Origin of the sequence: Pedobacter sp. PACM 27299 (assembly GCF_001412655.1) — a bacterium.
Taxonomy (GTDB): Bacteria; Bacteroidota; Bacteroidia; order Sphingobacteriales; family Sphingobacteriaceae; genus Pedobacter.
The window spans coordinates 4,258,873-4,271,557 of record NZ_CP012996.1 but is presented as its reverse complement, the minus strand read 5'-3'; the positions used below and the strand labels follow the sequence as shown (position 1 = coordinate 4,271,557).

The window sequence follows — 12,685 nt, the reverse complement described above, 5'->3', positions numbered from 1 at the left end:
ACCAAAGGAGGTTAGAATGACAGAGAATTTGATGCTTTTTCGCTGCTATGGCAACGAAGAGGTGAAAACGGAGAACCAAATCGCTAGAAGAGGGACTCCGTTTTCTTTTTGCCTGATTTTTCCAAAGGGCAGCTGTTGATTCGTTTTAGCAGCCTTATTATTAACTAAAAGATTTCTTAACGTTAAGGGAATATGCCCGAGGTAGATTTGGAAAAATTACCAGAGGGATCATCAGATGATAGCAGAGACTGAATTGCTTTCGCTGCTACAGCGGGGGGAACATAAGGCAATGGAGGACATTTACCGTTACTATTGGGAGGAGGTTTTGGATGCCGCCTATAAACGCGTACGTGAAGAGGAAATTGCTCAGGACATCTGTCAGGAGATCTTTATCTCCCTTTGGGAAAACCGGGAAACCATTGAACTGAAGGGCAGTCTTTCTGCTTATTTTATGGGGGCCGTAAAATACCGAGTGATCAATTATTTCCGTTCTTCCCAGGTTAAAGAAAAGCATCAGGAAGATCTGCGTCTTTTGATGAGAGAAAATACCGGGCTTTCAGCCGCTCAGGGGTTAATACTCAAAGAACTCCACCTGGAAGTGGAAGAGGCGATTCAGGAACTTCCGGAAAGAATGAGGCTGATTTTTTCTATGAGCAGAAGGGAAGAAAAAACCATTAGGGAAATTTCAGAAGAACTGGATCTTTCTGCGCAAACGGTAAAAAATCAAATATCCTCAGCATTAAAAGTAATGAAGAAAAGGCTGTCGTACTTGTTATTAATGACGATTTGTATACTGTTCATCTAAACTTAACCTAAGCGTAACAACTTTGGTTAGTACCATTCTTCTTTTCATTTGACATAGTTGCAGATGACAAAGGAAGAACAGGCACAATTGCTGCTCAGTAAATATTTAAATGGAGAAGCCAGTCCGCAGGAACTGGAACAGGTAGAACAATGGTACCAGTCTTATGAATTTCAAACTCCTCTGGCAAAAGGGAAGAAATCAGAAATCGCTGCGGCGGTACTTTTAAATCTTCAGGAGGAAATGGCGCGGAAGAGCGCTAAAAGCCACCGTTTTTTTGGAACTTATCCTGCGGCTAAAATTGCTGCAGCTGTATTTTTTGTACTGTCTATCGGTATTGGCTATTGGTCAGTTCAAAAAAACGAGCTGGTTAAAGAAAGGTTTGCTACCCTGCATACCAGTGCCAGCGAGAAAAAAATCATTGTTTTTAGTGACGGTTCAAAGGTGATCATGGCACCCCTCGCGCAATTGGTCTATCCCTTGAAATTTAATACTAAGGATAGGACGATCTCACTGACTGAAGGAGAGGCCTTTTTTGAGGTGGCGCATGAGGAAAACAGACCTTTCCTTGTGAAAACCAGCAATGACCTGTATACAAAAGTACTGGGTACTTCTTTTCGGATAAAATCATATAAAAATCAATCTAAGATCTCTATACAAGTCGCCACCGGTAAGGTTGCTGTGGGCAATACACACCAGGTATTTGGAACCTTAGTGAAAGGCCAGGAACTTTCTTATGATAAGGTACAGCAGCGTGTTGAAATCAAGGATACGCCGGTTAAACTGCTGGTTGATCTTAAGTTTGAAAATATTGCAATAGCAGATTTAATTCCTAAACTGGAATACGCCTATAATATCCGCATCTCCCTTGGCAGTCCTGCGCTGGGGAAATTAAAATGTACGGGAATATTTAACACCAGACAAAGCCCTGAAGAGATTTTGGAGATCATTTGTGCACTCCATCAATTGAAATTCAGTGCATCAGAAAATCATAAAACTTTTAATGTGTATAGAAAATGAGAATATAAAGGGGATCAATAAACCGGTACTGATCAGATCAGTACCGGCAAGTGTTAAAACCGGCCTGCTAACGTCGAAATTATAAAGCCGGAATATTTTAAAACCAATTCAAGTTATAAAACAGATAAAAATATGAAAAAATCCTCAGTAAAGAGGTCACCAGCTCTTTTGAAAGCCATGAAATATTCATTGTTAACTTTTTCTATACTCTGCACCTTTTGTGCGGGATTGTCAGCCTCGCCTACAATGGCTCAGGTATTGGAAAAAAGTAGGGTCACGATTAATGTAGGTCCAAAACGTGCCACCATCGCTATGCTTAAAGAAATTGAAGCCAGTACCGGACTTCATTTTGTATACAATGCAGATGGCATCCGCGAACATCAGATTAAGGAAAATGTCGCTTTAAAAAATGAGCGCGTTTCCGCTTTACTTCGCCTGATGGGTTTTGATTTCCAGGAAAAGGGCGGTCATGTGATCCTGAGAAAAATCCCTGTTCCTCCTGCAAAGCCTGATTTTAATGTTTCCGGAAAAGTGACGGATTCTTTAGGAATGGCCATGCCGGGAGTATCAGTAAAGGTGGTTGGATTACCAAGGACCACTACTACTGATGTAAACGGAAAGTTTACGATCGCAGTTGGAGAAAATGCATCCTTATCTTTTTCCATGGTGGGTTATAAAACTAAGACACTGAAAGCAGCCGAGCAGGAGGAATTGAATGTGGTGTTGATGGAAGATCGCTCGTTATTGTCGGAAGTGGTGGTAGTGGGTTATGGTACACAGAAAAAAGCCACACTTTCTGGTGCAGTAAGTGTAGTTGCTTTAGACAAAGTATCTTCCAGATCAGTCAATAGTATTGGCGAAGTACTGGCAGGAAAAGCACCCGGTGTAATGGTCACTAATGAAGGTGGTGACCCTACTTCTGCTCCGCGCGTCAACATTCGCGGTTCTGGTGGAATCAATGGAGAAAATGTACTTTATGTAGTGGACGGTTCAATTTTTCCTGGAACACCGGTACTCAATCCAAATGATATTGAATCAATTTCTGTGCTGAAAGATGGTGCTGCCGCTATTTATGGAGCAAGGGCATCCGGAGGGGTGGTATTGATCACTACGAAAAAAGGAAAGACAGGTAAGATGGAAATCAGCTTTGATGCAAAAGCCGGTGCGCAGAGTGCCTGGAAAAAGCTAACGCCGCTAAATGCAGAACAAAGGGCGACAGTAGCAGAAACTGCTGCGAAGAATGGTAAAACGAACTTGCTCCCTGCTTTTGATGTTACAAAATATCCGGAGGGCAGAATTACCCGCAGCAACTGGATGGATGAGGTGTTCAGAACTGGAAAGACTCAGGATTATAACCTGGCTGCTTCCGGTGGTTCTGAAAAATCTGCTATGTATTTGAGTTTTAATTACCGTAAAGCGGAAGGTATTGTCTTGAATACCGAGGTGGAACGCTATAACTTCAGGATCAATTCTGAACATAAATTGAATTCCTGGTTGAAAATCGGTGAAAACCTTTCTTTTAGCAGCACGAATGGTCGGGGCGCAAATACCAGCAGTGATTACACTGGTGCTTTATTGTCGGCGATTTATTATCCTGCTAATGGTACGCCATACAATCCAGATGGCAGTTTCGCAGGTTTACCAGGTGGTGCTTATGCGGGCGATTATGGTGATATCGTGAATCCGGTAGCAGAATTGAAAAGGATAGACATTAAAAAGCCAAAAAATGTGCTCTTGATCAATCCTTATATCATCTTAGACCTTGCTAAAGGCCTGACTTTTAAATCTAATTTTAGCTTAACTAAAGAATTTAACAATAGAAAAATATTTACACCAAAGCGCCCTGAAGTTGGAAAGCCTGTGCTGATCAATTCATTGGAAGAAGGTAATTCCAGGAAAAACGACTTTCTTGCAGAACAGGTTCTTAATTATAAAACAGCCTTTGGAAGCCATCAGTTAGATTTTACAGGAGGATTTTCTTTCCAGAAAACAAGATTTGATGAGTTTTATGTAGTTGGTAAAGGTTTTGACGATGAAGCACCATCAAAAAGATACCTGGTGAATGCTTCGGTGTTCGAGCCGGCTGTCAGTAAAATGGATAGAACAGCACTATCGTCCTTGTTCCTGAGAGCGAATTACAATTATCAGGAAAAGTACCTGTTGTCTTTAATTGGACGTCGTGATGGAACTTCTATGGTTCCAAAAGTTGAAAATAAATATGGCGACTATTATTCTGCTTCAGCAGGATGGGTATTATCAAAAGAGAATTTCCTTGTAGAAAGTACCTGGTTAAATGAATTGAAACTTCGTGGTAGTTATGGGGTATTAGGTAACCTGGGGAGTTTACAGACTCAGGATGTGAACCCACTGCTGACCAGTGTTTTGTCGTATTTTGGGCAGACGCCGGCAAGCAGTAATGGTTATGTATCTACCGTACTGGAAAATCCAAATCTGACATGGGCGGAATCTAAACAGACCAACTTTGGTTTAGATCTGGGTATTCTACTCAATACCTTCACTTTAACTGCTGATTATTTTATCAAAAATACCGATAAAATGATCTTTACAAAACAGCTTCCTGGAACTGCTGGATTAGAAAAGCAAACCATCAATGCTGGATTGATCAGGGATAACGGGATAGAACTGGGCATCAATTACAACAGTGATAAAAACAAAGATTTCAGCTATTCTATCGGTGCAACACTGACAAAAGTGAACAATAAAGTGATCAAACTGGCTCCGGGTTCAGAAAGTTTTCCAGTGGATAAGAACTTTAGAAATGAGTTGGCTCCTTTGTTCATAAAGGTAGGACAGCCATTATACAGTTATTATGTTTTGAAAACACAAGGGATTTTCCAGACTCAGGCAGAAGTAGATAGCTATACCAATGCAAAAGGGGAAAAGATCCAGCCAAAAGCAAAACCTGGAGATTTTAAGTTTGCAGACCTAGACAATAGTGGCTCTATTGATGGTGGCGACCGTTATTTTGCAGGCAGCGCTTATCCTGATTTTTCTTATGGCTTTAGTTTTAATGCAGCTTACAAGAATTTTGACCTGAATATCTTTGCACAAGGGGTGTATGGTAATAAGTTGTTTAATGCGGTGAAAAGGACTACTTACAGTGCCAGCGGACCTTCCTATAATAAGTTGACAGGTATTCTGGATGCCTGGTCGCCGGAAAATCCAGGTGGAAAAGTTCCAATCATTTCTACTTCAGATGACAATGGAAACTTCAATGCTTCCGACTTCTATATTGAAGACGGTTCTTACCTGCGTATTCGCAATGTGACGCTGGGTTATACCCTTCCTAAATTCCTGACCAATAAGCTAAAAACAGGTGCAATCCGTGTTTATGGCACCGCAAATAACTTATTTACCATCACTAAGTATTCAGGTTTTGATCCGGAAATCGGTATGGACAACTATGGTCTGGATGTAGGTAGATATCCTCAGGCGAGAAGTTTCCTATTGGGTCTAAGTGTGAATTTGTAATTTTTAAAAGAAAGAAAGATGAAACGAAATATAACGTATGTAGCCATTGCAGCACTGGCAATTTTAAGTTCCTGTAAACAACAACTGAACCTTAGTCCAGAAGGTGCACCCTCTGCCCAGAATTTCTGGAAAACACCTGAAGATGCCTTAAAAGCAGAAAGTGGCTTGTATGAAAAATACAATGATGAGAATTTTTATGGAAGAGGGATGTTCTGGTTTATCAATGCCAGTGATGATATGGTGACTGGCAGGAATAAGCCGGAAGGTGATAACATTAAAAACTTCAATAAAACTTATGTTGGTGGTGGATATACAGAAACGCAATGGTCAATGCGTTATGCAGTGATTAAACGTGCCAACGATATCATTAACAAAGTACCAGCTATTCCAATGGATGAAAACCTGAAGAAACAGGTGATTGGTGATGCTTATTTTAATTCGGCATTGGTATATTTTCAATTGGCGGCTAATTATGGAAATGAGAAAGCAGGAGTGCCAATTGTAGGTCTGGATAGTGATCCTTCACAAGCGATTCCGAGAGCAAAAAACGTGAATGAAAACTATGACTATATCATTCAGCTGTTTTTGAAAGCAGCAGATCAATTGCCTTACTTCAAGGATATGAAAGCTACAGATTATGGAAAAGCCCATAAAACAGCCGCCTGGGCATATTTGTCAAAGGTTTACCTGTATAAAAAGGACTATCCTAATGCCGTAAAATACGCAGATATGGTGATCAATTCTGGTCAGCATGAACTGATCATGACTAAGTTTTCGGATGTTTTCAAAGCGGTAAATAACTGGTCTAAAGAATACATCTGGTCGGTAGTGTGTACCCCTAATGGAGGTGGTACGGGTTGGGGAAGTAAGCTTCCTGGAGTAATGCTGACCAATAAAGGATGGGGCATTTACAATGGCTGGGGTTATTTTCTGCCTACTAAAGAATTGTATGATGCTTATGAGGCTAATGACCAGCGCAGAGAAGCTACTATTTTGAAAACCGATGATAAGTTTTTATACTTCGGTAAGGAACGCAGTTTTACGAAAGATGGCGGGGCAACCTCTGATTATCAGTTTAAAAAATACATGGAACCTTTCTCTTATGAAAACCCAATCCCAACACATGTTAATCCTAATGGAGACAATGGAACCACAGATCTGAATGTTCCTTTGATGCGTTATGCAGAAGTATTGCTGATCAAAGCGGAAGCGGCCATTATGGTAAGCGGAGCCGGAGCTGGTGATACGGAACTAAATAAAATCAGGCTTCGTGCCGGTTTAACTGCAAAATCAGGTATGAATATGACCGATTTGAAAAGAGAACGCCGGAGTGAGCTTGCTGGAGAATGGGCAGATCGTCACAGAGATTTAGTGAGGTGGGGAGATGCACAGGCCACCTATGCACTGCCTCTGCACGATTCAGAAGGAAATGTGATTTGGCCATCCAGAGCATTTAATCCTCAGGTTCATGATGTCTGGGCAGTACCACAAAGAGAAATCGACAATAGTGCTGGAGTAATTACTCAGAATCCAGGCTGGTAGTTCATTTTTATAAAACTTCAAGTACCATTGGTTAGGTGAAAAAACCTGCTGATGGTACTTTTACAGGTTCTTTTTTTAACTCAGATTTCTTTCAAAATACAATATGGATATAAAAAATATCATTCGCTCGGCAGTTTTTGCAACTGCTTTATTTGCGATGGAAGCAAAGGCCCAGCATGGTTTAGGCTTTAATTCTGGCCATAGCCACAACGATTATCATCAAAATATACCCCTGTTAACCGCTTATTATGCAGGGATGGGTGCTATTGAAGCAGATGTGTTTCTGAAAAATGGAGTTTTGTATGTGGCACATGATGCCTCAGAAATTACACCAGAAGCGACATTAAAGGCACTTTATCTGGAGCCTTTAGCAAGATTTTACCGCAAGAACGGAAATCAGCCTTATGCGGATGCAAAGATGAAACTGCAATTGGTAGTGGATATTAAAGAGGATTACCCATCAGTATTGGCACAGCTGATTAAAGATCTGGCTGCTTATCCGGGAGTTTTCAACGATCAGCTCAACTCAAATGCCATTCGAATTGTGATTAGCGGAGATGTTCCTAAACCGGCTGATTTTCAGAATTATCCAGTTTACTTATCTTTTGATGGCCGACCTTATGTCAATTATGCTGCTGATCAATTGAAAAGAGTAGCAATGATCAGTGATGACCTGAAAAATTATACTTCCTGGAATGGAAAGGGAAATCCAACGCCTGGCGATCTGCTGAAAATGAAAACGTTGATCGATGCCGCACATGCACAAAATAAGCCTTTCAGATTTTGGGCCACACAAGACAGTCCTAATACCTGGATCGTTTTAGAAAGATTAGGTGTAGATTGGATCAATACCGATCAGCCAGGAAAACTAAAAGATTTTTATATCCATAAGGATAAATTGACCTATACCAATCCAGTGGCTTATCCGGTATATACACCGGAATACAAAGTTGATGGACTGAATAAACCGGTTAAAAACGTAATCCTGCTGATCGGTGATGGGATGGGGCTGGCACAGATTCACGCGGGTTCCATTGCCAATCATGGAAAGCTAAATATGAGCAATGTTGCCAATGTTGGTTTTTCTCAAACCGCTGCTGCTGATGCTGGGAATACAGATTCTGCTGCCGGTGCTTCTGCAATGGCCATTGGCGAGAAAACCAACAACCGTTATATTGGTGTTGGTCCAGATGGACGGAAAGTCACTAATTTGGTAGATACATTGGCGGGTTATGGCATTAAAAGTGGGGTCATCAGTGTCGGAGACCTGACTGATGCAACTCCTGCGGCTTTTTATGCACATCAACTGGATAGGGCAATGTCGGAAGAGATTGCCGCAGATTTGCTGCAGAGCAAAGCAGAGATCTTACTGGGTTCCAATCAAAAGAGCTTTTTGAAAAATAAGGATACAGCATTGATCAGCAAACTGAAAAGTCAAGGGTTTCAATTGAGTACCAGTGCCGGAGATTTCTTCCAGCAGACACAGGGAAAACAATTGGTTGTATTATCAGATAGTGCCACCAGACCGGTAAAAGATGGACGTGGAGATTTACTGAAAGCAAGTTTGCAGCATACTTTGAAGCTATTATCGGCAAATAAACCTGGATTTTTCATCATGGCTGAAGGTGCACAGATTGATTATGGAGGTCATGTGAATGATTTACCTTATGTGGTGACAGAACTGCATGATTTCGATAAAGCGGTTGCCGCTGCGTTACAATTTGCAGATCAGAATAAAGAAACCTTGGTGTTGATCACTGCCGATCATGAGACAGGTGGCTTAACTTTATTAGACGCTTCCGCGGAAAAAGGAATGATCACAGGCTCATTTAGCACAAATGACCATACCAATATTATGGTGCCGGTATTTGCTTATGGCCCAGGATCCGCAGATTTTAAAGGAACTTATCCAAATCATGAACTGTTTCATAAAATACTTAAAGTAATGGAGTTGAAGAATAAAAAGAAACTCAAATAATCGGATCCATTTTTTGAGCAGGAATAGCTGGAAGATCTCTTAAAATTCATTAATTTTATAAGGATGAGTCAACCTTCCCAAAAGCGTAATTCTGCGAAAAAAAAGATCTTTGTGCTGGATACTTCAGTTATTCTATATGATCATAATGCCTTTAATAATTTTCAGGAACATGATGTGGCTATCCCCATCCAGGTATTGGAGGAGCTAGACAACATGAAAAATGGGAATGAAACCCGAAATGCAGAGGCCAGAAGTTTTATCCGTTTAATAGACCAGGCTTCGGGAGAGAAAATTATGAATCAATGGATTCCACTGAAAGGGATTAAACAGGGGCATTTTAAGGTGGTAATGGATCACAAGCCGACGATTTTTGATGCGGAACTGGTTTTTGGACCAGGTAAATTCGACCATCGCATTCTAAATGCAGCACTGAGTTTACAGGAAGAGTTTCCGGAAAAGAAGGTGGTACTGGTCTCCAAAGACATCTGTTTAAGGTTAAAGGCTAAATCGCTGGATCTTCATGCGGAAGATTATGAAACTGGGAAAGTAAAAAATGTGGATGCACTGTACACAGGGAAAACAATTCTTTCCAATGTAGATGCGCAGCTTTTTGAAACCTTGAAAAATGAAGGTCATATTGCTGCCTCAGCCCTGCTGCTGGATGCCAGCCCAGGGAATCATTTTTATATCCTGAAAAGTAAAAGAAAAACTCAAACTGCTTATCATGATGTGCGCAGTGATCAGTTGCTCCGTGTGAAGCCACAAAAGGTTTTCAATATTTCTCCTAGAAATGAGGAGCAGAGCATGGCCATCAATGCCTTACTTAATCCGGCAGTAAAATTGGTCACTATTCAGGGGAAAGCAGGGACAGGAAAAACCTTACTCGCGATTGCCAGTGCTTTAGAAATGCGCAAAGAGTACCGTCAGATTTATGTGACCCGGCCAATTGTGGCCTTAAGTAATAAGGATATTGGGTTTTTACCTGGGGATGCGAAATCAAAGATTGATCCTTATATGGCACCCATTTGGGATAACCTCCGGTTTATTAAAGAGCAGTATCAGCATGATCCGAAAACTCAGGCCAGGATTGAAGAATTTGTACAGACAGAAAAGATCCTGATCGCTCCGCTCGCTTATATCAGGGGCAGAACACTGACGAAGATCTTTTTCATTGTAGATGAAGCACAGAACCTGACTCCTCATGAAATAAAAACCATCATTTCACGTGCAGGGGAAGAAACAAAGATTGTTTTTACAGGGGATATTTATCAGATTGATACCCCTTATCTGGATGCAGAAAGTAATGGTTTGTCTTACTTGATTGAAAGTGCGAAAAACCATCCGCTCTATGCACACATTACGCTGGATAAAGGGGAGCGCAGTGAGCTCGCCAATTTGGCCAATGATTTACTCTAGGTTTTTCAGCATTCTTTCTTTCAGGATGGCTGCCTGTTCAGGATGTTTTCTTATTTCAGGATGCTTTCTTAACAAAAAAACCGCTCAGCATCTGAACGGTTTTTCGTTGTTAACTAGCTTAACGCTGGCTCCTGTATCCTATCGCTTTCTACGGGTCTGAGGATCTTTCTTACTGAGGGGTCATGAATTATTGTACCCAATCATCTTGTTTTATAATTTTGCAATCACGAAATCTGTTTGATTAAGTTGAGATACATCATTTCTTACTAGGTGGTGTTCAGTTGATGATCCACTTAATTTTAAGTCTGATTTTCCGCTCATTTCTGTATATAGACTACCTATAGTTGCATTCACGTTTGCTTTTGCACCGTCTTTTAAGAAGATCTGAAGTACAGCCAGGTCAAAGGAACCACGGGTTTTGATGGTGGCAGTTTCTGCAGCATCAATTCTTTGCAGGTCTTTCACATGAACATAGATGGTGCTTTTGTCGGTTGAGTTGATATATAATGTATATCCTTTTTGCTGAATGCTATTGCTGCTCGCCTGTACTTCATCATAACTGTTGACACCTTCTGTATTTCCCTGGATCAGGATCACATTTGCATTTCCTGTAACCACTACTTTATTGAATTTTACGGCGGCATTTTTGCTGGCTGGGGATTTGTCTTTAGCGATAGTTGTGAAAGCTGAAGAAGTTAAAATGATAGCAGTTAAAGCTGAGGCGAATAATGTTTTGATGGAAGTTTTCATGTCTTTATGTTTTAAGTTTTTTAAGGTTTTTTGTAGTTAAGACCGCCTCAGATGGGAAAGGTTACGGCGTTTTTCGGCGCTTTAGACCAGGTTAAAATATGGCTCGACGAATCGCCTGAACTTCTCGACCAATCGACGAAATTATTTTCGTCGATGTTTTTCAGGATTTCGTCATCTTTTTGTCGGTTTGACTATTACTTACCATAGGTCAACAATTCAGATGGAAATAAACAGGAAATTTGAACCATCATAAATCATAGATGACATGGGACATTTGACCAGAAAAGATTCATTGGCTGTTAATGAAATACTAAAAAGGGTAAACAGCGAAAAAACATATTTCGTGTATACGGACAAGACAGTCCGCATCCTAAAGGTTGCTGCGGTTTTGCTAATTGCCTTCCTTGGAGTTAAGCAATTTTATTCAGCGGATTCAGAACTGATCCAGGTACGCCCGGTGGAGCAGGTGGCCGGTCAATCTATTTATGGTGAGCCTTTGAAAAATGTAGACCTGATCGATCTGGCGGCAGTGAAACCTTTCATGAAAAAGAGAACAGAGTCAGAATTGAAAATTAAAGGATTGGTTTCTGCAGTGGCGGCTAATGGTCAGTTAGAAATGATTCTTGAAGATGGAAGCTTACTGAAAGTGAATCATCAAATGAAAATAGAGCAGGCTAAAGGATTAGTGGCTAAGAAAGTGGTGATGGCAGGAAAGCTCTATAAAACAGACGGTAAAGCGGCATTAGTTTATGACGCAAATAGCCTGACTGTACTTTAATCCTTTAAAGAATTATTTTCAGGAATTTTTATAACTTGTCCTTCATAGATTCAAATTTATGAAGGACTATTTTTTTAACCTCCTGGCTTTTGACCATTGGACCAATGTGAGGCTGATTCAATCTATGCAAACCGCTACGGATATTCCACAGCGTGCGAAAGATCTTTTTAACCATTTACTCGCTACCACAAGGGTATGGAGGAGTAGGATGGCAGGAGAAATGCAGGATGTGGAAGTCTGGGAGAAATTTGATGAGCAGGAATGGCAGGAACTACTGGATCAGAATTATCAATTAATGAAGGGTTTTATGGAGCAGCTGCAAGTAGAAGACCTTCATCGTAAAATACGCTATTATAATACAAAAGGAGTTGCTTATGAGACCATTGTGTCAGATATTTTAACCCACCTTATTGTTCATTCAGGATACCACCAGGGACAAATCGTTAGCCTGATGAAACCGTTTCTCAGTACCTATCCAGACCTGATGTACATCACTTATACCCGCGAAAAGAAATGATTTTAGAAGTAGCTATATTAGACGTAATTCCTCAGGAAACGCGCTCTTTTGAGAGAGATTTTGAAAAAGCGTCCAGTATCATCAGCAGTATCAAAGGTTATCGTGACCATCAGTTGCAAAGATGTCTGGAGGTTCCCAACCGCTATATTTTATTGGTGAACTGGGAAGAACTGGAAGACCATACCATCGGCTTTAGACAGTCAGCGGGTTATCAGGACTGGAAATCATTACTGCATAAATATTATGATCCCTTTCCTACGGTAGCGCATTATGAGCTGGTGTATTCCAGCACAGCTGCTGATATTGCTCCTGTGGCGGTAAGCCAGAAATCCAACGATAATCAGCAGTAGAATCTTTGTCGATAGCTTAAAGAATAGACAAAAAGCTTAA

At 40.8% G+C, this 12,685-nt stretch carries 10 protein-coding genes; 9 read left to right on the top strand and 1 reads right to left on the bottom strand.

From position 1 onward, the window contains the following. The first annotated feature begins 235 nt into the window (after positions 1 to 235). The 6 genes from AQ505_RS17980 to AQ505_RS17955 all read left to right on the top strand — a co-directional run bounded on the left by AQ505_RS17980 (position 236) and on the right by AQ505_RS17955 (position 10,250). Complete coding sequence (locus AQ505_RS17980) at positions 236 to 805, top strand: RNA polymerase sigma-70 factor (RefSeq protein ID WP_062549449.1); 570 nt, start codon at positions 236 to 238, stop codon at positions 803 to 805. A 63-nt stretch (positions 806 to 868) separates the two neighbouring features. After that, complete coding sequence (locus tag AQ505_RS17975) at positions 869 to 1,822, top strand: FecR family protein (RefSeq protein WP_062549448.1); 954 nt, start codon at positions 869 to 871, stop codon at positions 1,820 to 1,822. A gap of 132 nt (positions 1,823 to 1,954) precedes the next feature. Then, positions 1,955 to 5,314 carry a SusC/RagA family TonB-linked outer membrane protein gene (locus AQ505_RS17970; RefSeq protein ID WP_231634927.1) on the top strand — a complete coding sequence of 1,120 codons (3,360 nt, stop codon included), beginning with the start codon at positions 1,955 to 1,957 and terminating at the stop codon, positions 5,312 to 5,314. An 18-nt stretch (positions 5,315 to 5,332) separates the two neighbouring features. After that, on the top strand, positions 5,333 to 6,856 hold the full coding sequence (locus AQ505_RS17965; protein WP_062549447.1) for a RagB/SusD family nutrient uptake outer membrane protein: 1,524 nt from the start codon (positions 5,333 to 5,335) through the stop codon (positions 6,854 to 6,856). A gap of 103 nt (positions 6,857 to 6,959) precedes the next feature. Then, positions 6,960 to 8,834, top strand: a complete 1,875-nt coding sequence (locus tag AQ505_RS17960) for an alkaline phosphatase (RefSeq protein WP_231634926.1) — start codon at positions 6,960 to 6,962, stop codon at positions 8,832 to 8,834. A 63-nt stretch (positions 8,835 to 8,897) separates the two neighbouring features. Further along, positions 8,898 to 10,250: a PhoH family protein gene (locus tag AQ505_RS17955; RefSeq protein ID WP_062549446.1), complete on the top strand. Its 1,353-nt coding sequence runs from the start codon at positions 8,898 to 8,900 to the stop codon at positions 10,248 to 10,250. Positions 10,251 to 10,460: 210 nt separating this feature from the next. Here AQ505_RS17955 and AQ505_RS17950 read toward each other — a convergent pair whose 3' ends face one another. Then, positions 10,461 to 11,000 carry a GIN domain-containing protein gene (locus AQ505_RS17950; protein ID WP_062549445.1) on the bottom strand — a complete coding sequence of 180 codons (540 nt, stop codon included), beginning with the start codon at positions 10,998 to 11,000 and terminating at the stop codon, positions 10,461 to 10,463. Positions 11,001 to 11,265: 265 nt separating this feature from the next. Between AQ505_RS17950 and AQ505_RS17945 the strand changes: the two genes are divergently transcribed. The 3 genes from AQ505_RS17945 to AQ505_RS17935 are packed head-to-tail and all read left to right on the top strand — an operon-like array spanning position 11,266 to position 12,645. Next, the gene (locus AQ505_RS17945) at positions 11,266 to 11,778 is read left to right on the top strand and encodes a hypothetical protein (protein ID WP_062549444.1); all 513 of its coding nucleotides are present in this window, start codon (positions 11,266 to 11,268) and stop codon (positions 11,776 to 11,778) included. 58 nt (positions 11,779 to 11,836) lie between these two features. Further along, positions 11,837 to 12,295 carry a DinB family protein gene (locus AQ505_RS17940; RefSeq protein ID WP_062549443.1) on the top strand — a complete coding sequence of 153 codons (459 nt, stop codon included), beginning with the start codon at positions 11,837 to 11,839 and terminating at the stop codon, positions 12,293 to 12,295. Further along, positions 12,292 to 12,645: an antibiotic biosynthesis monooxygenase family protein gene (locus AQ505_RS17935; RefSeq protein ID WP_062549442.1), complete on the top strand. Its 354-nt coding sequence runs from the start codon at positions 12,292 to 12,294 to the stop codon at positions 12,643 to 12,645. The genes AQ505_RS17940 and AQ505_RS17935 overlap by 4 nt, the downstream gene beginning before the upstream one ends. The last annotated feature ends 40 nt before the right edge of the window (positions 12,646 to 12,685 follow it).